This window comes from Kaistia sp. SLG-1, assembly GCF_059699055.1.
Genome location: NZ_AP048544.1, coordinates 3,892,483 through 3,913,540, shown reverse-complemented (window position 1 = coordinate 3,913,540; position 21,058 = coordinate 3,892,483). Strand labels below are relative to the sequence as shown.

The following is a 21,058-nucleotide window of genomic DNA, read 5'->3' as shown; positions in this document are numbered from 1 at the left end:
CGTGGCGACGAAGCCTTCCAATCCGAAGGATGCCATCGGCGCGAGGAAGTGGCGTTGGATCACCACTGTTCCCCTGACCGTGATCGCGGAGGTCGGCGTGGCCCTACTGGAGGGGGCCTTCAAATACGGCCGCCACAACTACCGGCGTGCCGGCGTCCGTGCCTCCATCTATGTCGACGCCGCGATCTGGCACATCGGCCAATGGTGGGAGGGCGAGGATATCGATCCGGATAGCAAGCTCTCCCACATCACCAAGGCGATTTCCTCTCTGGTCGTCCTGCGCGACGCGATGATCCAGCAGATGCTCACCGACGACCGGCCGCCCAAGGCCAATCTTGATCAGGTTCGTTCGGAGATGCAGGCGGCAGTGGATGCCCTAGCCGAGCGGTATCCGGATCCTGAGGCGCCGTTCACCGAGCTTCCTCTGACTTTCGAAGTTGACGTGAATCAAAATCACAATTAAAGTGTAAAATTGTAACGGAGACGCAATATGGCCTACCCTGACAATGAGCCCGATGAAGTCCAGGGCGTCGCCGCGGCGCAGCTCCGGGCGATCGTCGAGCGTATCGAGCGCCTCGAGGAAGAGAAGAAGGCGATCGCCGATGACATCAAGGATGTCTACGGCGAAGCCAAGGCTAACGGCTACGACACCAAGGCGCTGCGCAAGATCGTGGCGCTGCGCAAGAAGGATGCTGAAGAGCGCGAGGAAGAAGCGGCGATCCTGAACCTGTACGCCAACGCGCTCGGCATGCTCATCAGCGACGTCTGATTTTCACTTTTAATGAGAAAAAGGAACTCCCAATGAAACTGGGCGAACTGCGCGGATTGATCCGAAAGACCAAGGGTAACGTCTCGACCAGGGTTCAATTCGCGCCCGGCGGCCCGATGGTGGTGGTTGCGCTTCAGAAGACACCGCTGCTCGAGGAACTGGAACGCGCCTATCCGGGCGGCCGCAATGTCGAAACCGGCATCACGTTCGACAGCGACAAGGGGTGCATCTTCGGCGCGTTTGATACGAGCGACGCTCCGAACGCCTCCCAGGTGGGCGATGCGGCCCCGGCCGGCGATCTGCTGCTCGACGATGAGGAGCAGGATGCGTCCGACGATCTGCTGCTTGGCGAGCCCGAGAGCGCGGTCGAAGACGATGACGACCTTCTCTGATCTCGAGAAGGCGGCGATCGCCACCGGTGCGTTCGTCATCAATATCCATCGTCATTCAGGAGGCTGGCGGGCTCACTGCCGCTTCCAGGACTCGTCGGGCTTCCGCTGCGGTCAGGTCGACCACCCGACGATCGAGAGCGCCCTCCGTGAGCATTTCCCGGATCTCGGTCGCCGACCGGCGGCGGACCCATTCGACCTTTCTGATCTCCTTGCCTGAGCGAGCCAGCTGATGACCATCGTGCTCTACGAGGGCGACAACCGTGACCACCTGCGTGCGATGATCGAGCGCGGGGAGTTGGTGGACTCTGTCGTCTGCGATCCGCCCTACGGCCTGACCAGCGTGGTCAAGCGGTTCGGAAAGGAAGGCGCCGCGCCGGCGCGCAAAGAGCGCAATGACGGCAGTTTCGCGCGCCTGTCGGCCGGCTTCATGGGGCAGGCGTGGGACGGAACTGCGATCGAGCGCGATCCCGAGTTCTGGCAGCTTGTCTGGCAGGTCATGAAGCCGGGCGCCTACATCGTCGCCTTTTCCTCGAGCCGGACTTACCACCACATGGCGGTGGCGATCGAGGCTGCCGGTTTCATCACGCACCCGATGATCGGATGGCTCTTCGCCTCCGGCTTCCCAAAGGCCCACAATGCGGCGCGCGCGATCGACCAGGCACTCGGCCTTGAGGGGAGCAAGAACGTCGTTGGCAATCCGGTGCGCCGCCTGCGCCCCGGTGCAGACCAGAACAAGGATGGTAGTTGGGAGAAGCTGGAAGACCGCAGCTATCAGCCAGGGGACTACATTCCGGCCTCGGCGGAGGCTGATGAATGGAGCGGTTGGCACTACGGTGGCCAAGTTCGCAAGCCGGCCCTGGAGCCGACCTACGTCGGACAGAAGCCCTTCAGCGAAAAGAACGGCGCTCTCAACATTCTGAAGCATGGCGTCGGTGCGGTGAACGTCGACGGTTGTCGGGTTCCATTCGCCAACGATGAAGATGAGCGCGAGACGAAGGCAAAGAATCGCCACGCTGACTTCGGCTCTGGGCCACGCGAGAATGCAGTCTATGGCGCCGACAAGCGGGATCGCGGTCTCAATGGCAACTACGATCCGCCCGGCCGCTGGCCGGCCAACCTCATCCTCGATGGGTCGGAGGAGGTAGCGGCTCTGTTCCCGAATGGCAGTGAGCGCTACTTCGAGTCCTATCCGTTCGACGGTGAGCCCGGCTTCTACAGCCCCAAGGCCGGCAAATCCGACCGGGCCGGCTCCGACCATCCGACCGTCAAGCCGATCGCGCTCATGCGGGCGCTGATCCGCCACGTTACGCCGCCTGGGGGCACGGTTCTCGACCCCTTCGCCGGGAGCGGAACGACCGGCGAGGCTGCTCGCCTGGAGGGCGTCTCCTGCATCCTCATGGAGCGCGAGCCGGCTTATGTCGACTTCCTTCGCAATCGTTTCCCGGCCACCAGTCATCCACAGGCAAGGGCGCCGATCAGGGGCGTAGGATTTAATTCCTTGCCGAAGGTGGCTCGCGCGATAAGATCGGGTTGAGAGAACAAAAAAAGAACACCTCAGATTTGTGTGGGGCGTTTGATCTGGATCAAAGCGTGCCGCAGAAAAAACATATTGAGACTCCCGCCGGGTTCGTATGCCAGACTTATATTTTGACCGGCTTATGTATTAAACCTGGAGCCATTAGTTTGCGTGCAGGAGCAAGCTAACTGAAACCAAAAATTAAGTCCTGCTTCTATCAGGAACGCCTTGAAATGAAGTTTGAAAATCTTTCCTTCGTCGCCGCTGAGTCTTCGGGAGGGCAAAAGAAGATCGTAGCGTGGCAGCCCATCCGGACGAACGACCACTCAGAAGATTGCCGTCAGGGGCGTGCTTACTTCCGGGAGATGCAGGCGTTTATGAAGGAAGGCAACAACACGATCTATCTTTGCCGCGTGCTGAGCGCTCAGGTCGCCGGCGGGGTGTGGGGCGGCGTCGAAATCGGTTTCGCCCAGGCGCTGGCCGAAGCTGCGGTCTCGTGAAGCCACGCTTGGTCCGGCTGGCGCAGGGTGTCGGCGGATCTATCGCAGGCGGTCGGATGCATCATCGACCGCCTGCTCGGATATTCGACGTCGGTCCGATCTAGATCAATGAGAGCTGCTCGGAGTCGGCCGACGGCAGCACAATGTCTCCGACCTTGCCGTTTGCGCGCCAAACGAAATCCGCGCGCTCTTCGAGCCCGTCGAACGTCTGGCGCGACTGCCACCACCGGAGGATCGCCAATCCTGCGCCGCCCGCCGCGCCGGCCAGCGTGAGCAGGCCAATGGCGGTTCCAAGGTGCTCGGTGACCGGTGCCAGCAGGGGCACATTGGCGAGCTGCGTGAGCAATCCTTCGAGCTGGCTTTTGGTGTCGGAGATGAAGAGCAACGTGGTGCTCAGCAGCGAAACGACAAGCCCTGGTTTCACGCCCGGAACGCTCACGGCCGGCTCGGCGCCGGGCTGCGGCGTGGCGCCAGCGCGATACTTGGCGATGGCTTCCTGCGTGGCCGGGCCGACAACGCCGTCGACCTTGATGCCCTCTTTCGCCTGCAGGGCGCGAACGGCATCGCGCGTGGTCGGCCCGAAGTCGCCGTCGACGACGATCGGGTAGCCGGCAAGGCGCAGGATCGCCTGCAGCTCGCGAACGCCGGCACCCTTACTTCCCAGGCGCAGCATGCCCGCGCGTTCGCTCGACCGCGAGCCATCGGGTGCGAGGCGTGCGTAGGCTGCGGCCAGCTTCGTATGATAGCCGTGCTTCTGATAGCTCGGGCCGTTGTAGCCGCGGGCGAAACCCGACCAGTCGAGCGCACGGAGTTCGTCGTCCAGGCCCGCCTTTTGGATGTAGCGGGCCATGACCTCGGCTTGGCCAGTCAGGCCCGACCGGACGCGTGCCACAAAGGCGTCGATCGACTCGTAGCCGAGCCATTGCCAGTGGGCGCCCATCACCTGTCCGATGCCCCAGGAAGTCGACTGGTAAGCGGCGGAGGGATCGAGCTGGGCTGCTCGTTGAACGAGCTGCCAGCGCGCCAGCTGGCTCTTGGGATTCTTGATGGTGCCGGCGCCGGGGGAGGCGAGCTTTTGCTTGCGCGCCGTATCACGGAGCGCGGGCTTGATCAGCCGGTCGAAATAGTGGCCCTCAAAGCGGATCAGGGGCTCGTCGCGGCTGCCGATCTTGGCGAACAGTTTGCCGCCGCTCTCGACCTCGATGACCGCCAGGAATGCCTCGAGGGGCACATTGATGCCTTTGGCGATCGAGGTGATCGCAGCCTGTTCTCCGAGAGCGGAACGAGTGGTCATGCCGGGGCTCCTGACTAGTCTGCAGAGGAGCGGCTGAGAAGGGTCTTGATGTCGGACCGGACCTCCGAGAAGGCCCGGTCGAGCTTGTCGTCCATGCGATCCAGCTTGGCATTGGTCGACGCTCGAGCTTCCCGAGCAGCGTGGAGATCCTCCTTCCGCTGCGCGTCAAGCCGGCCAATTTCCTTCGCGGAATTGATGGCCATGGCTTCGAGGCGAACAAGCCAGATGAGCACCCCTATCAGGGCGATGATCTGCTGCCAGTATTCTTTGACGACGTCCATCCACCGCTCTACCGCTGGTGTGAGAGTTGGCTAGAAGTCGCACATTTAGAAGTGAATCACAAGTTAAACGTGACTATCTGGTCTCTCATTGTTCGTAGGTCTGAGCGGCGAGGAAAAGCTGGCGGTTGGTCTCTTCGTCGATCGGAGGGACCAGCTCCATGCCGAGCGCTCGCACATAGTCGTGGTTCTCGACCCATTTGAGGGAGCCCCTGGCCCACATCCGCAAGGGCGGATAGGGGCTGTTCTGCAGAGCTTCCTCGTACTGCTCGTAGTAGCGGGGATCCGTGCCGTCCGGCAGTCGGAAATAGTAGAGGGCCGTCTCTGCTTGAGCCCGGGTTGCTTCGAGTGGCGGTTCGTCCGGCACGGGCGGGCTGTCCACGAGCACATAGCGCAGGACGTCGCCGTGCCATTCGACATCGCGCCCGATCTGCTTACCTTCAGGGATCTCCTCGGGTACTGCGCCTTTGTAGAGGCCGATGGCAGCAAGCTCCTCTTTTGACCAAAGCCAACAGATCGACTGAGGGTAGAGTACGCCGTTGATCCGCTCGGAGGGGTTCCACCGAGACAGATTGGCAAAAAAGAGTTCGTTCACGTGGGCCTCCAAGCAAAATCCTTGACGCTTCTGCTGTGCGGTCCCGCCCCCGGCAGATCTGAGCGCTTCGGCGGGCTGTAGGACCAATCGTAGATGTGTATGTAGGGCGCAACGCTCGTGGCGACCGCGAGATATCGTCCGTCAGGGCTCCACCCAGCTGCATAGCCATGGCCGCCACTGGGTAGACCCGTAAGAGGAGGAATTAAAACGAACCCCCCTGTTGAGAATTCATAGATCGAAAAGCGTATGCCGTTAGGATGCGGGACGACTAGGTAGCGTCCATCTGGACTCCAGGCGATCTTATTATTTCCTAAACCACCTGGTTGACTTGCTTGGGGAGGATCTGGAATTTTCACTGGGGCGCCCGAAGACCAGTCATACACCATTATAATTGGGCTGCCTCCCATCAGCACGGCAAGATGCTTGCCGGTCGGGCTCCATTGAACCGCCCTCCCTGGAGCGGTAGGCAACACGGCTGGATCGGGGAGCCTCACGGGTACTCCAGAAGACCAATCAAAGACGATCAAAAAGGGATATACAGTAAATGCCATCGCAAGATAGCGTCCGTCAGGACTCCAACTCACACCCCGCGCCTGTGCGCTCAAATCTTCAGGAAGGCCGGCTGGCTGTGGGACACTAATAGGCGTGCCCGAGGACCAGTCCAGAACTGTCCAATTTGGTTGGTTATTGCGGGCGATGGCGAGAAATGGTGCCGTAGGTCTCCAAGCTACGTCATTTACCGGCCTGTTAGGATATGACGGTGAATTGGGGAGTCTTACCGGGATTCCCGTATCCCAATCGTAGACGGCCAGGCTGGCGCCTGACTCATCCAATCCGAATGCGAGATAGCGGCCGTCGGCGCTCCAATGCACCGCATTCGATCCATTTGGCGAGGCGGCTGAGGGTGACAGGGCCTGAGGTGCGCCCGAGGACCAGTCATAAAGTGATGCATCCCAATAGTTATTGGCGATGGCAAGTATTGGTGCGTTCGGTGGTTTCTTCATTGCAGCAATAAGCATGCTGTCGGAGAACACTGACATTACGCCCCCACAGACGAAACAGAGAAGTCGACCGTGGCGTCAGCCCTGACGTGGTAGTCAATTCTCCAGCGTGCGTTGGGCCCCGTTGGAATTGAGGGAGCCGTTGATCGTCCGATCGGATTTGCGCCGGCTCCAAATGCCATGGCAAATCCTCCGGATCCGTTGTTCTTGCCAGTGACGGTGCCTTTCTGACCGATTGCGTTTGCGGCATTGGTGAAGGTGAGCGTGGCGTTGTGAGCCAGCGCCGCAATATCGAAGTCTTGGGCGGCAGCCAGATCGACGTTGATGGACGCCCCCGACGCGAGCGGCACTGGCGTCTGCCTCTGGCGCTTTGTCCACGCGCGAGCAGTGTCGAGATCGGCGCTATTCAGCTTTGTCCCGATCGCCGCAGCCTGATCAGTCGACACAGGCATTTCATTCGGTGCGAGATCTGCGACCTTGCTGAGACCAACGTCGGCTTTGGAAAGTGATAGCGCCAGCTTGAGGGCTGCGGCGGTGATCGGCCCCGTCAGGCCGGCGACTGATTGAACGACGTCGGCCGGAGTTCTCAGCTCCTTCCAGTTTGCGACGATCGAGGCGGGCTCCGCTGCGAGCGCGAAGGTCTTGCTGAGGTCTGTGCGGATAGCGATGTCGCCGATCTGAGCTGTCAGTGCAAGCATGGCTGCCTGACTTCCGACTTCGAAGATGTCGGTGATCGCTAGCGCCGGCAGTACCGATGGCAGGAGCTTTCCGGACGCATCCAGGCCGGCATAGCCGTTTGCTGCGCCCTTCCTCGAGGCATCCTCGGGCGCGTAGCCGAGCGAGGCCTGCTTTCCGCTCAGGGCCGCCTGCAGACCCGTGATGGTCGAGATCGCTTGCTCGCCGGTGTGGGAGCCGCGATCTCGCAGGGCCGCATCGCTGGCGTTCGCCGTGGCACCGGCGGCGATATCGCCAAGCTTCTGCTTGTCGCCGGTCGACATGAGGCCGTTCGCGCTTGTTGTGGCGATCGCCTTGGAGGCTTTCCCATCGAGCGCCGCCTGGAGACCGGCCACCGTCGAGATTGCTTGTTCGCCCGTGTGACGCTCGCGGTCCCTCAGCTCCGCATCACTCGCATTGACCGTGGCTCCAGCGGCGATGTCTGCGAGCTTCCGCTTGTCGTCGGCTGACATGAGGCCCTTGCCGTCGACGGTCGCGACGGCTGTGCTGGCCTTGGTGTCGAGCTGATCAGCGAGCCCTTCGATGTCGCCAATCCCGTGTCCATGCTCCTCGGCGGCCGCACCAATGTTGGAGCGCACGGCCAACGGATCCGCGAAATCAGATCCGTTGCCAGCCTTGGTGACGAAGCTACTGTTGTCGACTGAGGATGCGGCACGCTCTGCCCGATCAGCCTGCTCGGCGGCATTGGTCGCCGAGCGCTCCGCTGCCGCAGCATTATCCGCCGTGGACTGCTCCGCGCCGAGGATAGAGTTTGCGCTCGTCTTAGCCGCCTCGGCGAACCTTTCTGCGTCGCCCGCCTTCTCGATGGCGGTACCTGCGGCCAGATCAGCGTATTCCGCGTGCTCTCCTGCGGTAACGACTGCCCTGTTGGCCTCGCTGGCCTTGTCGGTAGCCGTGCTTGCAGCACGCTCGGCGCGCTCGGCCTGAGTGCCTGCGGCTGTCGCGGCGTCGCCAGCCTCTCTCGCCTTGCGTGAGGATGTGCCGGCAGCTTCTTCAGACCTGTCGGTATGCTCTGCGGCGATCCGCTCCGACTGACCCGCCGCCGCGGCACTGGCTGCGGCAGACTCCACCGCACCGAGGATGGAGTTTGCGCTTGCCTGTGCATCCCGCGCGGAGCCCTCAGCGTCGGCAGCCTTCTGCGTCGCACTCTCTGCTTGGCTCTCTGCTCGCTCGGCCTGGGCGCCGGCCGCGCGCGCGAAGCCGTCAGCATCGGCGGCCTTCTGCGTGGCAGTGTCGGCACCCCGCTCTGCCCGATCGGCTTGCTCCGCGGCGGTCCGGGCGGAGCTGTCGGAGTCGGAGGCCTTACGGGTGGCGGTGTCGGCGCCCCTTTCTGCCCGATCGGCGTGCTCTCCGGCCGCCCGGGCGGCGCCGGCAGCATCCGAGGCGCGCTCGTCCGAGACTCGTGCCGCATCGATTGCGTTCTGCACTGCCTCCAGCAGCGTATCGCTGATGTCGCCGGTATCGCCCTTGTCGCCCTTGATGTCCTCGAGCTTGAGCAGCTCGGTCCAGTTGACGTCGCCTTCCCAGTGCCAAAGGATCGCATCGTCGACGCGCGTCAGTTCGACCGGACGCCCATCCGGTCCGGGGACGCTGAGCACGGCCGCCAGCTGCTGAAGCGTCGCTCGACGGCTCTTGCCGCCCTGAACCACATGGAGAAGGTCGGCGGAGGTTGCCTGAGCGATGGCGGGCAGATCGGGAATGGCGCGATCGGTCATGTGTCAGCCTTCGGAGAGTTGCAGGTATCCGGTCATCCCGGAGAGCTTCAGTCGCGCCAGATCCTCAGTCGAAAGAAGGAGGTAGGGGCTGGGGGAGAAGGTCACTCGAAGCGTGGCCGCCTGGAGTGACTCGTAGCCTTCGCGCTCGGCGCTGACTCGGATCGTCACCGAGTTGTTCGTGCCGAGGGCGGCCTTCGGGATGGTATGCTTTGTCCCGCTCAGGCCGGCGTAGGTGGCAATCGGGACGCCGCTGGAGTTGAGCACAGTGATCTTCGTCGTCTGACCGGCCTCGCCGTTGACGCTCGCGTCCGTCCACTTCATCGCCTGAGTGGATTCGAGGATCCTGTTGCGGTTCGCCCAGGTCACCTCGAGCGAGGTTGCCAAGCTCGCATCCACCAAGCCAAAGGCGACGCCGTTGACTTTGACGTCGGCCGGCCGGTTCGGGAGGTAGGGGCGTTCCGAAAGCGTCAGGTTGACCTGCGGGGCTTTCTCGATCGCCAGCGTGCCGACGGGCGTCCGGGTCAGGAACCAGTAGGACGTGCTCTCGAATGCGGAACGAAGGGTCTGGTCGGCAGACGATCCAGTCGGCGGGACGATGAACGCGCGCGTTCCGATCGGCCAGGCGCGCGGCACGGTGTCCAGCATGCCGCGATTCAGCAGCACGCCGTCCGGGCCCACCGACTGGACGGTCGCCAGTTCGATGTTGGCGTCACTGCCGGTGCCGATGAGCACGAAATCGCCCGGCTCGGGCTCGTTGCCGCGGAGACCGTGCAACTCGGGGAGAAGCGTCTCGGACTCCGACATGAGACCGCTAAGGAGGGCCCATGTTCCAGCGAACGGCCGAGTTCCGAGATTGGCTCGAGAGCGGGTTCCGTTGACGTCTGTCACATAGGAGACGATTTCGAAATTGACGTCGTCGTCGCTGTCGGCGCCGACGGTCACTGCCCCGAGCGCCTCGGGGTAGTCCAGCTCCGAGGGGTCGGTGAGGCCCAGCGCGGCGGCCATGAGAAATGCGGGTGCGGTGCCGACTTGATAGTAGGTCGCCGGCTCTGGCGCCTGCGAAGGGTCGACCCAGCCGGTGCCGCCGGAATCCAGATAGCTGGCGTGATCCAGCCCGAAGATATCCTCGTAGAGCGCCAAGGTGATCGTGTTGTCGCCCTTGCTCACCTCGGAGACGCGGAAGACAATCTGCTCGATGTCGTATTCGGGCCAGGACAGTCGCACCACGCCGCCGCTGACCGTGTTCCAGAACTCGCGGGTGACTTCTGCTTCGCAAGTGGCGATCGGGTTGACCGACGCGGCCAGATCTCGTTCCGCGAGCCGTGTCGCAAGCTCCTTGGACGGGACGCCATAGTAGTTCTGGGAGGACGAGATGACAGCTCCCTGCGTCGCAATGCCGGCCAGATCCTGGGCAGTGACGGTCTCCTCCTCGCCACTTTGCTGGTTCGTCATGGTGACGACGACTTCGTTCGAAATCTCGCCCCAGACCTTTCGCTTGAACGTGGAGAGCTGGGCGTTTCCGGGATCGATGACGGGAAGCTGGTCGACGTCGTAGTCCGCCCTGAGCAACTTCAGCGTGTGCTTGCCGGTCTCAGGCGCGACGTAGAGTGCACCCTGGATGTGGTTGAGCACTTCGCCGATGAACTTGCCGACCTCGGACTGGCGCGCCCAAATCATGCAGAGGCCAAAGCGCTCACGATAGAGGGTCCGCGCGCATGCCTCGAAGACAGCCTTGTCGATGACGTGGGGGCTCTCACCCATGCCCCAATCGGTGTTCGTCAGGCATTCGTAGATCATGTGGGCCGGATTGGCGCCGTACTGGGCATTGCCCAGCGCGTCGTCTTCCATCCGGATCAGCGCGATCGAGGGATCGAGCCCGATGGGTGCGCGGCGCACGCGCGCCGACAGCTTGCGGAGATAGGGGTTGTTGGCTCCCCAGTAGAAGCCCGCCTTGCTGCCGAGATAGCGAACCGCCTGCGCCACGGCAGCCAGCAGCCCGGATGCGTTGGGCACGAGCGAGCCGATATTGGTCGCATTGCGCGCGCCGGTGAAGAAGACGCTGGATACGCCGCGATATGCCGGGCACGTGGCTGAGGTGAGGCCCACCTTCGCGGCGAGGACTTCGGGCATGACCTGGGTCGGATCGCCCGGCAACCACCATGCCAGCCCCATGACGCCGCCTTCTTTCTTGAGGCCGCCGAACAGGTTCTGTTGGTCGATCGTGATGACCCGAGCTTCCTTGGCAGCACCGCGCCAGATCTGCTTCTCGCCGTACTTCAAGGCGACGAGTTCGATGCCTTCTCCATAGGCGCAGATGCCCATCTGGATCGACATCGAGTACTCGTGGACCTCGATTTTGCCTTTGCCTTTTCCGCTGCTCACTGGCCACGCCCCTGATCACGGACGTGCTCAACCACGCGGTCGATCACGGCGTCATAGCCGTGGCCGCGAAGCTCGGACGCGCGTGCGCCATTTCGGAGGAAATCGCCGAAGTCGAGGTCGGCTGCCAGGAACGCCTTCCGCGCACCCTTCACGCAGTACAGTTCTCGGAAGTCGCCGATCGTGAGGTGGGGGTCAAAGTCATCCGTCACGCCTTGATCTCCCTCGTGACGGTCGCCTTTTCGCCGAAGTAGAGGATGTTGATGCCCGTCACTTCCAGTTCGCCGAACACAACAGGGATCGGTCGCCCGGCCTCTGCGGACGGGTTGTCCATGTCCGTCACATCCTCGCTCTTCGCCGACTTGGGCTTGGGCATGAGCAAGTAGCCCAGGACCTGAAGACCGATCCCGATGACGAGTTGCACCAGCAGAGGCAGGAGGAAGAATGGCACGGCCCAACTTTCACGTTAGGCCCGCTATATCACTTTTAAAGTGTTTTTAATAGAACTGATTTTTCTGCGTGAGGGGGCTCTCAAGGGGGATGAACGGCTGACCGCCATAGTTGAGGATGTTGCCGTGCTCGTTGCAGCCGCTCATCTGCCGATTGCAGCCCCGGATGATCGACAGCTCCGTCCCCTTCGGGAGCCCGCGCGCGATACCGCGAATCGAGATCTTCTGCCCGCCGTCGCCCACAGCGGAAATCGTGCGAACCTCCTTCAAGGCGGTGTTCGGATTTACCCATTCGAGCAGTCCGCCGACGAAGCGCGAGGCTCCTTGGCCGAGCCCTTGGTTGAGCGTGATCGTGTTCCGGGAGACGGCGCCGACCTTCCGAAAAGCCGTGGCCGCGGCCTTACTCGCGCGGCAGTGCGGTCCGTAGAGCACATGGGGGCAACCGAGCTGATAGTTGCGACGCAGACCCGGCCGCTGGATGGAGGTCGAGACCGGCACACAGGAAAGCTCGAGTTCGTTCCCGGCGTAGGAGGAGCCCGTGATGCGGCCGAGGAAGACGGCCTTGTAGTTCTCGATGGTCACGTCGTCCCCGACATGGCCTTCTCGAATTGTGAGATTGACCACCTGGGAAGGCGGGTAGGCGAGAAAGAGCGCGTCCAGTTCAGTCCCAAGGGCCAAATTGACCGTCACGTCAGACTTGTCCAGCGTGCCGTCCTGGGAGATCTCACCATGCTTAATCGGCCAGGGGCGGTAGACGATCGTGTCCAGCGTGATGGGCTGCTCGCCGTCGGTCAACGCGATCGGGCCGATCTGGTTGTCGGCGTCACCTGAGGCACCTTGAACCAGAAAGAGCTTCACAGGCGCTCCGCTGTAGCGGCTGGACTCTCGAATATCGAAGCTCATGCATGTGTCCTGCTTAATTCTGAAAAACTAAATGCCACCGAGGTCGATATAGTAGAATTGAGACTTCGTGTGCATCTGTGCGTGGCCGCCAGATATGGTTACATCCCCGATTGGGACTTCGGATATTTGCAGATCGGCGCCGTTAATCTTCAGGGCTTCGCCCCAAACCTTCAAGTTTTCGCGGGTATTGAAGCGGACCCCGAAGGCTCCGACGACGAATCCCATCTTCCTGCCCGCGGTCGGTCCGGGAAGAAACTTCAGGGGCGGGTACATTGAGGAGAATGTAATGCCGCCCCACTCATCGAAGACCTCAAGGCCGTACCCCGTAGGAGACAGAAGTGTGCCGGGAACGAATATGCAAACGGCCACCTCTCGCGGAACACTTGTTTCGTTCCGTGATACGAGTCCGACATCCCAATAGTTTCCGTCAAAACTACTTGGGCAGCATGTGAAAGTATGCGGTGTTGATACTGCGAATAATGTGAGGGGTCCGCCGTAATACAAGAACTTGAACTCTCGCGTGGAGTTCGGCGGGATTACGAATACTCTCTTTTCGATGCAGGAGTGGCCCTTGTAGCCGTCCGCAACCTGGAAGTATCCCCTATCGTTGATGATGCGCAGGCCGACGGGCATTAGTATATCCCATAAATTAGTCGATAGGTTCCGCTGCCCGTATAGGTCAGGACATTTCCCTGTACGGTGAATGTCGGGAAGAACAGCATGAAGCCAGACAGAGGTGAGACGATCGTAAAAAGCTCTCCGTCTCGAAACCTATCATCGACAATGGTCCCGGAACCACTCGTCACAATGGATCCCAGCGTAAACGAGATCCGGGTGCCTGTGTCGATGATTACTTCGCCATTTTCATTGAAGGTTTGAAAGCCTTGGCCCATCACCAGACTCCCAGGCGGACGCGAAGAACATTGTTCTCGTCGTAAACGCGGACTTGGGAGTTGTTGATGATTAGGCGAGCCCCACTCGACGCGGACTGCACCGTGATGTTTCCGTCGCTGTTGATGATGACGCGGTTGTTGATGTTCAGCGAGCCGCCTGTGATGTCGCCCATGTCGGCGCTGATGGCGGACAGCTGCCCGACCGCAAGCTTCTCCGCGGCGATTGCCTTCGCTGCGATCTGCTCGGCGGCGATCGAGCCCGTCTTGATGTTGGCTCCGTCAATGACCGTTCGGCCGACGTCAACTACGAGCCGGCTGCCACCGCCATAGGCCGCAAGGCAAACGGCCTCCCCGCCGGCCGCGATCGCGTAGCTGGCGGTCGTCGTGATCGTCATTGCGCCCTTGAACCAGCAAAGATAGAGCGTTCCGGTGGTCCATTCCGCGTTGCCTGCCTCGATCTGGTGAGCGACCGGCGCACCATCGTCGTCCACGAAGCGGATGACACCGGCTGTCCAGGAGACGAAGTTTGCCGCCGGCGCGTTGTGCTCGAAGCGGATGTCGTCGATTCGGATGTTGCGGTTGCCGATCGTGAGCTTGTTCGCGGCGATGGTGTTGGCCGCGATGGCGCCGCCGTTGATCTCCGTGTTGTCTGCGCCGCCCCGCCAGTCGCTCAGGGTCGAGTTGCCGGAGATCTTGATCTTGCCGGGGTCGATCTGGGTGCTCGCATTGTTGATCCGCTTGGCAGGATCGTGAGCATTCTCGGAGGTGTCGCTGAGTGTTCTCTCATCAACCGTGATCGAGCCGGCGAGGGCGGTGCCCGCTTTGAGGACGCCTGCGCTCAGCTCCCGGATATGGGCATCCTCGATGATCGCTTCTGCGATCTGGATTGACCCCGTGATGATCGCGCGGTCTGCGATCAACTGGTTGGCGCCGATCGTCTGCGCGAGGATCGTCCCGCCGTCGATATGGGCCTTTCCCTCGACAATCTGGAAGTCGGTCCCGCCCTTGTAGACGCCGAGAAGCACGCTATCGATGCTGTAGAGCGTCACCAGCGATGCCGTGACCGAGATCGCATCGTCGCCGAGCAGGTAGAAGACGTAGAGCGTGTCGCCCGCCCACACCACCGATGAACCTTCGACCTCGACGACCGTGGGCGCCGTCCCTTCGACGCCATAGACGATCGTGCCATCGCTCCAGTCCAGCTGGTTGCCGCTTCCCTGTCCCGGCAGGAAGGTGAGACCCATCAGGTTCACCTGGACCGGTCGCCGGATTTCGGCCGTGGTGGCGTGGACGCCGGCCGACCACGGGGAAACGTTGCCAGAGGTGTCGACTGCTCGGACCCAGAAGTAGCGCTTGGATTCGGCTTCGAGGCCTCCGCGGATGAACGTGTTGGCGACCGAAGTGTAGGATGGTGAGTCCGCTTCGTCGGGCGCAAAGGAGAACTCGCTCTCAAGGATCTCGTAGCGCGCCAGATCGGACTCGGTGTTCTTGATCCACCCCAGCCAGATGGAGCCCATTCCCCCCTTCGCGCCGACGCCGATCGGCATTGCCGGCGGGATCAAGTCTCGGGCGGTCGTGTGGAGCACCTGGTCGCTGAAATCAGAGGCGTTGCCGGACCTGTCAATCGCGCGCACCCGCGCCGCGTAGTCCAGGCCGGGGAGGGTGGTGGTTCGGTATGCGTTGACCGATGTTTGCCGACTGATCCAGTTCCCACCCTCCTCGCGAAGCTGCAGATCGTAGTAAGCAAAATCGGTCTCCAGGCTGATGCCCCACTGGACGGTCAGCACGCATTCTGTGACCGCCTCGGAGGACATGCGCAGGCCTTGCGGCACTGCGGGCGCCACACGGTCGACCAGCTTCTCCAGATCTTCATGCGTGACCTGGCCGATGGAGCCGTCCCGAGCCCCCTCGATGATCTTGTTGAGCTTGGCGCGTACGCTCTTGCCCGACTCGCCGTTTGCAATGGGATCGATTGAGATCGGCATTTCAGTCCACCCACTTCGCGCCGTCTTCCCACTGGCCGCGATCGCGCCAATGGCCGGTCGCGAGGACCCAGTTGGTTCCGAAGGCGTTCTCGACCGCGAGATTGCGCAGGGTCACGAAGGAGAGGGCGACGTTCGCGACCGCCGCCGTCTTCCATTCAATCGTGAGGGTGTCTTGCGCGAAGCGCGCGACGAACATCCAAGAGATGTGATCGATGGCCGCGGCCGAGCATTCGATCCTCCGATCGCAGACCACCCAGGTGTCGCCGTTGCTGACGTACATGTGGCGGATTTCGTAAGGCTGAAGCTGACCGTCCTTCGTCCGCAGGAGGAATGAGACGTGCGCCACGTCCTGGAAGTAGGTCTCGTAGAATTCGGTCCCTTCGACCTTAATGCTGTCCACGCTCACGGCGAGAACTGGTGGGAAATCGTTGCCAAAGGTCGGAAGGTAGATCTCGCCAGCGCGCCCCTTGGCACGAATGAAGACGTCCAGCAGAGCCATCGCATCGGAGTGGCTGACGGCCATATGGGTCGCGGTCACGGTCCGAGAGATCATCGGCACCGGTGCGAAGGTCTTCGTGACGCCGCGTCCATAGTCGACGGTCTCGAAGGGGATGTTGAATGCGACCGAGGGCTTCTGCATGAAGTTCGGCTTCCGCAGCATCACGTAGCGCCCATAGAAGATCGCCGCTGGCCCGAAGGCTTCGGCCGTCTCTGTCTCGTTCCCCCCGGTCGTCGGAAGCGGATCTGCTTCTCGGACAATCGTGCCGGGCTCCACCTGGAAGGTCAGCGACGTCGTTGCGACCATCGTTGTGTGAAGGGAGAGGGAAAAGTCCGTCGACAACGAAGCGGGGAGCAGGGGGAACAATCGGGCGCCCGATCCGGCGGCCGTCCCTAGGCCTCGGGTGAGCACGACAGCCGAGGCGCTGACGAAGTCGACAGTCACCTTGCGCGATGTGCGACCCGTGAGGAGGACGCAAGACATGCTGCCGCGCAGCCAAGGCGGAATTCGATCGACGTTCAGCACAGTGCCGCCCGCCGGCACTGTCTCGGTGAGCATGGCAGTCTCCGCGGAAAAGTCGGCGATCTGGACCTTTCCGTCGCGAGCCCTGTTCACCGCATCCTGGAACTGTCGCAGACGCTCCTTGTCGAGGATCGCCGCGGCGGCAATGGTCCGCCGCGGCTGGATCCGGTGCGAGCGCCGCTGTTCGCTTCCATCACGCGTAGCGAAGACGTCCGTCTTGAATTCGTAGGTGTCTCGGACGCCGTTTTGCCAGTTCGGGACGACGGGAAGGAAGACTGCCATGGCCACCAACTTTAAAGGGTACAGTCACCTTTAACGTGTTTTTGTTCGCATGGCTATCCGCTGATGGCCTGGGAGACCTTGCGCGAGTTCCTCGTCAAGAAGTTGAGCAGAACGCGCTGCCCCGCCACGTCCGCCAGCGAGGCCTCGAGCACGTCGGCAGGGTTGAAGACATTCACATTCTTGACGTTCACCGCTTGGCCGCCGCCGGCGCCGGCGGCCGCGCCGCCGTTGAGGACGTGACGCGGATCGTCGCGAGTCAGAACCTCCTCGTCCTTCATGGCGATGATCGGCACTTCGCCGGGCTTGAGGCCGACCAACCCGCCAGTGTGATGGCGCTGGGCGCTCGCAAAGACGGCAGGGTTCACCATCTTGCGCATGCCTCCAGCAGTACCGGCCATGCCACCCTGGTGACGGAAGAGGGCTCCGATCGCGCCCGTAATGCCACCGCCGACGCCGCCACCGCCACCGCTGATCGCGTTGAAAAGGGCCTGCTTGAGGATCGCTTTTCCGATCTCAATCATGAATTCGGCGAGTCCTTGAAGGAGGGCGTCGAAGAATGCCTGAGCAGCATTCTCGCCGTTCGCAATCGCCTGCGCGAAGGCGCTGAACGCGTTGCTGCCGATGTCCGCCAACCGATCGTTGATGTTCTGTGCCGTTGGCAGAAACTGGTTCTGGAGCTTCGCGGTCGTCTTTCCGATACCCGCCTCGATCGTCTGGAACTTCAGGATCATGGTCTCGGCGCCATCGCCGCCGATCGCCTTCCAGAACTCGACGGCCGCCGCGATCGCAGCGCGCAGCTTTTCCTCCACCGACGAAATCTCGCCAACCAGCGACTGAACCTTCGAGGTGTCACCTTCAGCCTGGGCGACCTTCAGCGATTCGAGCAACGCCTTCCGCTGCTCGAGCAGACGGTTGACCTCGAGATCTGAGTTCTTCCGATCGAATTCGGCGCCGGTGAGCTTCTCGATCTCCGCACGCTGCTCCTTGGTCAGCTGAAGGCCCGCCTCCTTCGCCTTCAGTTCCTCGTCGTAGATGGCCTTGGCGATCGCCGCTTCGCGAGCCGACTTGCGTGCATTCTCCAGCTCGAACTTCTGCTGGTCGATCCGCTTCTGGTAGTCCTCGGTGTAGGCAATGGAAGAAGCCAGCCGCTTTTCGTCGAAGGCGGCGAGCTGAGCATTTGCTGCGACCTCCGTGTCGGTCAGGTTCATCTTGAACTTCGCCCAGGCCACCAGCTCGCCAGCGCTCTTGCCGGGCAAAATTGTAGGGTTGGCGTCGATCTGGCTCGGCTTGAGCAAGCTCTCAACGGGGGTTGCCGGGTTTGCCGCGGCAGCCTTGAGAACAGCCAGTGCGCCGCCCGGCCCGAGGAAGTGCGCCAGGTAGAGAGAGGCATCGTTCACAGCGAGCCCGGCCTTCTGCAGGACGGCAGCGTTCTCCTGCGCGTACAGCTCGACCATCCTTCGGGAAAGCTCGCCGTCTTTCCGAAGAAGCTTGATCGTCTCATCCGACATGCTCGCGGCGCGATCCGGGAAGTATTTCCTGAACATCTCCACCCAGGTCGTGGAGATGAACTGCCCGAGGCCGGTGGCCGAGGAGAGCGGGTTCTTCGCGTCAGTGCGGCCGGCGGACTCGACGCCGATGACCTTGTTGACGAACGAGGAAGTGCTGCCGTTCGGTCCGAGGTAACTGTTGGTTTTGGCCGCATCAAAGGCGAGGCCTGCAGCCTGCTTGAGAACGACCAGCTGTTCCTTCGTGAGATCTATGCCCTGCTTCTGAAGTTCGAGGATGGCCTCTCGCGCGGTCTTTTCGACGTAGAGTTCGCGCTCGGTCAGGCCTGCCAGCTGGCTCTGCTCGGCGGCGATCTTCTGCTGACCACGGATAATTTCGGCGAAGACTTTGGCTTCCGCCTCGCGCCGCTCATCCGTCTTGTCGAGGCTGAGCGACATAGCCGAGAACTCGGCGTAGATCAGGTCGAGAATCCGCTGACGCTCTTCGGCGATCTCCTTGAGCGTCTCAAGGGCGCCATCAAGCGCCTCCTGATTCCCGCCCCACAGGCCGCCATCGATATATGCCTGGGTCGCCTGCTGAGCCGTGTCCAGCTCGATCAGCCTACGCTGGTTCGGGTCGTCTGGGCCGCGGATTGCGGACATCGCTCGGCTGATCAGGTCGGCAGCCTTCTTGATGTCTTTCGCATCCTGCTCGACCGCCTTGCCGAGTCGGTCGATCGCATCCTTCGCAAGTTCGATGACGCCGATCTTTTGCGCCAAGTTCACCAGCGCGTCCCACGCCTGAGACATGGCGGTCAGGGCGTTCGTCCAGGTCGTCGCCTCGGCCTTCGTGGCCGCCAGATGTTCGCGGAGAATGCGCTGAGCGAGCGACAAGGCGCCGGCCCTATTGCCGGCATCATCCATGGCGCGGATGGACTTGTATTGGGACTCCGTCAGGAAGTTTAGTTCCTTGTCGAGTTCCAGTACCGAGTCGGCATTGCCGCCAAACGCCTTCGAGAGACGCGAAGCCGCCTCCGTTACGCCTTCTCCCGTCACCTCGCTCAGCTGCTTCGCCATCTTGGCGAGCTGTTCGAACTGGCCCTCCTTGAAGCCCTCTTTGATGAATCCCTTCACGATCGTGCGGGCGGCGTCCGTCGCAATGCCCAGATCGCCCATGCGCTTGACTACCTGCGCAAGGCTGTCGGCAGAGTAGCGTCCGCCGTCAGCGGAGAGTGCGAGTTCGGCCGAGAATTGGCGGACCGACTCCGACAGATCGCGCATCCGCATCGCGGCGGCGATGAGCGGAGCAAATGCCGCGCCGAGCATGAGAAGCTGCGGTGCCGAGCGCACCAAAGCGACCATCGTCTGGGGCCAGATCTGCGCGATCTGACCTGCCTGCTGAGCAAAGACCTGCATCGGTCGCTGCCCCATGGCGAGGCCCGATACGACGTCATTGATCTGGTAGCCCAGGTTCGTCATCTGCCACGGCTTGAGGCCGAAAAGCTCGACCTCCTGGGCGTCTCCCTTCGCGCCTGCGCGACCTGCGCGCCCCTGCTTCGCCAAGGCGTTGTTCGTGGCGTCAACCTTGCCCTTCAGGCCGGCCTGCGCGGTCGCCGCGCTTTTGCTGGCGGCGGTCAGCTTGTTCAGCTGTGCGGCGGCGCCGGCGGCGGACGCTGTCTGGCGATCCGTCCCTTCGACTGAACGGATGAATGCCGCATAGCCCGAGGTCGTCTCGGCTTTGAGGCGTGCCTGAATCTCCGCCTTGCGTTGAGCGATGGCGGTAGCGCGCTCGTCGGCTGTCCGGTTGCGATTGACAGCGTCTGCATAGCGCGACCAGTGGGCAAAACCAGACTGTGCCATGGCGTCGATACGCGCCTGCACTTCAGCACGCCGCGCGGCGATCGCGGCTGCTCGCTCCTCGGCCGCGCGGACCCGGTCGATCGTTTCGGCATAGCGCGACCAGTCTCGGAAGCCTGAGACCGCGGCGGTGTTGAGCCGGGACTGAATTTCAGCCTTTCGGGTCGCAATCGTAGACGCGCGCTCTTCGGCGGCGCGATTTCGCTCAACCGTATCGACATAGCGCGACCAGTCGGCGAAGCCGGAGCGCAGCGCGTTGCTGAGCCGGCCTTGGATCTCGATTTTGCGGGCCGTTTCGACCGCGGCGCGCTGCTGGGCGGCAGTCGAGGCAGCGGCTGCGCGTGCCTCCTGCTGCATGGCAGTGGCCAGTCGGCTCATCGAATTGAAGCCGGCAGCCGCATTTGTGTTCAGTGCTGCCAGGGCGGCGCGCTTGGCCTGGATTGCAGTGGCGGCGTCGCGTGCGCGTTCGCGGACCAGTTTGATCGCGTCGCCGACCTCTCGGAGTTCGGCGGCATTGAGCGCGCCCGACGCCGCGCCGTTCGCCTGCACGATCCTGTAGCGCTCGACCTCAGCGATCAGCCGCTTGTAGTTGCCGATGGCGTCTTCGAACTCGGTCTTCGCGACGCCGAGGACTTCGCGGCGCCCGCCGGCTTTTGCAGCAGCAGAGAGCTTGTTCTGCTGCCGCTCGAGATCCTTCATGACCTTCGAGTATTCGTCGCGAGCCTTGACGGAAAACTCGACTGATCGTTCACGACGAGCCATCAAAAAGCCCCTTCAGATGTTCTTGGAAATTCTTGGCGGCCTTTTTGGTGGCGGCAGGCTTGATGCTCTGGCTAGGAATGCTGGAGAGCGCCATCAGCAGAAGGGACGCCTGCGTCGCGTGTTGAGCATTGATGCGTCTCACCACGCGGTCCGCTTCTGCAAAGATCATCCAGATCGGATAGCTGAGGGCAGCGGGGTGTCCGTGGTCGAGCAGCAAGCTGACCTGGCGCCGGACACCCTCCATCCAA

19 protein-coding genes are annotated in these 21,058 nt (G+C 62.2%); 6 read left to right on the top strand and 13 right to left on the bottom strand.

Going from position 1 to position 21,058, the window contains the following annotated elements:
• Window position 1: 1 nt before the first annotated feature.
• From AC6HZP_RS17950 to AC6HZP_RS17925, 6 genes are all read left to right on the top strand, one after another.
• Complete coding sequence (locus AC6HZP_RS17950) at window positions 2-463, top strand: dATP/dGTP diphosphohydrolase domain-containing protein (protein WP_497523940.1); 462 nt, start codon at window positions 2-4, stop codon at window positions 461-463.
• A 27-nt stretch (window positions 464-490) separates the two neighbouring features.
• Window positions 491-769 (top strand): DUF2312 domain-containing protein, encoded by a 279-nt coding sequence (locus AC6HZP_RS17945; protein WP_497523939.1) that lies wholly within the window; start codon window positions 491-493, stop codon window positions 767-769.
• Window positions 770-801: 32 nt separating this feature from the next.
• On the top strand, window positions 802-1,161 hold the full coding sequence (locus AC6HZP_RS17940) for a hypothetical protein (protein WP_497523938.1): 360 nt from the start codon (window positions 802-804) through the stop codon (window positions 1,159-1,161).
• The gene (locus tag AC6HZP_RS17935; protein WP_497523937.1) at window positions 1,145-1,378 is read left to right on the top strand and encodes a hypothetical protein; all 234 of its coding nucleotides are present in this window, start codon (window positions 1,145-1,147) and stop codon (window positions 1,376-1,378) included. Before AC6HZP_RS17940 ends, AC6HZP_RS17935 begins: the two co-directional genes overlap by 17 nt.
• A 12-nt stretch (window positions 1,379-1,390) precedes the next feature.
• Window positions 1,391-2,695 (top strand): DNA methyltransferase, encoded by a 1,305-nt coding sequence (locus AC6HZP_RS17930; RefSeq protein WP_497523936.1) that lies wholly within the window; start codon window positions 1,391-1,393, stop codon window positions 2,693-2,695.
• Window positions 2,696-2,910: 215 nt separating this feature from the next.
• Window positions 2,911-3,177: a hypothetical protein gene (locus AC6HZP_RS17925; protein ID WP_497523935.1), complete on the top strand. Its 267-nt coding sequence runs from the start codon at window positions 2,911-2,913 to the stop codon at window positions 3,175-3,177.
• A 100-nt stretch (window positions 3,178-3,277) separates the two neighbouring features.
• Here AC6HZP_RS17925 and AC6HZP_RS17920 read toward each other — a convergent pair whose 3' ends face one another.
• The 13 genes from AC6HZP_RS17920 to AC6HZP_RS17860 all read right to left on the bottom strand — a co-directional run bounded on the left by AC6HZP_RS17920 (window position 3,278) and on the right by AC6HZP_RS17860 (window position 21,027).
• Window positions 3,278-4,471 (bottom strand): N-acetylmuramidase domain-containing protein, encoded by a 1,194-nt coding sequence (locus AC6HZP_RS17920; protein WP_497523934.1) that lies wholly within the window; start codon window positions 4,469-4,471, stop codon window positions 3,278-3,280.
• 14 nt (window positions 4,472-4,485) lie between these two features.
• Entirely contained in the window at window positions 4,486-4,752 is a 267-nt protein-coding gene (locus tag AC6HZP_RS17915; protein WP_497523933.1) for a hypothetical protein, read from the bottom strand.
• Between the two features lie 85 nt (window positions 4,753-4,837).
• A complete protein-coding gene (locus tag AC6HZP_RS17910) occupies window positions 4,838-5,344 on the bottom strand; it encodes a hypothetical protein (RefSeq protein ID WP_497523932.1) in 507 nt (168 codons plus the stop codon).
• Window positions 5,345-6,383: 1,039 nt separating this feature from the next.
• Entirely contained in the window at window positions 6,384-8,795 is a 2,412-nt protein-coding gene (locus tag AC6HZP_RS17905; RefSeq protein ID WP_497523931.1) for a coiled-coil domain-containing protein, read from the bottom strand.
• A gap of 3 nt (window positions 8,796-8,798) precedes the next feature.
• Complete coding sequence (locus AC6HZP_RS17900; RefSeq protein WP_497523930.1) at window positions 8,799-11,129, bottom strand: phage tail protein; 2,331 nt, start codon at window positions 11,127-11,129, stop codon at window positions 8,799-8,801.
• 44 nt (window positions 11,130-11,173) lie between these two features.
• The gene (locus AC6HZP_RS17895; protein ID WP_497523929.1) at window positions 11,174-11,386 is read right to left on the bottom strand and encodes a hypothetical protein; all 213 of its coding nucleotides are present in this window, start codon (window positions 11,384-11,386) and stop codon (window positions 11,174-11,176) included.
• On the bottom strand, window positions 11,383-11,625 hold the full coding sequence (locus AC6HZP_RS17890; RefSeq protein ID WP_497523928.1) for a hypothetical protein: 243 nt from the start codon (window positions 11,623-11,625) through the stop codon (window positions 11,383-11,385). Before AC6HZP_RS17890 ends, AC6HZP_RS17895 begins: the two co-directional genes overlap by 4 nt.
• 46 nt (window positions 11,626-11,671) lie before the next feature.
• Complete coding sequence (locus AC6HZP_RS17885) at window positions 11,672-12,526, bottom strand: phage BR0599 family protein (RefSeq protein WP_497523927.1); 855 nt, start codon at window positions 12,524-12,526, stop codon at window positions 11,672-11,674.
• Window positions 12,527-12,553: 27 nt separating this feature from the next.
• Complete coding sequence (locus AC6HZP_RS17880; protein ID WP_497523926.1) at window positions 12,554-13,159, bottom strand: hypothetical protein; 606 nt, start codon at window positions 13,157-13,159, stop codon at window positions 12,554-12,556.
• Between the two features lie 259 nt (window positions 13,160-13,418).
• Entirely contained in the window at window positions 13,419-15,404 is a 1,986-nt protein-coding gene (locus AC6HZP_RS17875; protein ID WP_497523925.1) for a phage tail protein, read from the bottom strand.
• A gap of 1 nt (window position 15,405) precedes the next feature.
• Complete coding sequence (locus AC6HZP_RS17870) at window positions 15,406-16,707, bottom strand: hypothetical protein (protein ID WP_497523924.1); 1,302 nt, start codon at window positions 16,705-16,707, stop codon at window positions 15,406-15,408.
• A gap of 53 nt (window positions 16,708-16,760) precedes the next feature.
• Entirely contained in the window at window positions 16,761-20,810 is a 4,050-nt protein-coding gene (locus AC6HZP_RS17865) for a phage tail length tape measure family protein (protein WP_497523923.1), read from the bottom strand.
• Entirely contained in the window at window positions 20,797-21,027 is a 231-nt protein-coding gene (locus AC6HZP_RS17860) for a hypothetical protein (protein WP_497523922.1), read from the bottom strand. The genes AC6HZP_RS17865 and AC6HZP_RS17860 overlap by 14 nt, the downstream gene beginning before the upstream one ends.
• Between the last annotated feature and the right edge of the window lie 31 nt (window positions 21,028-21,058).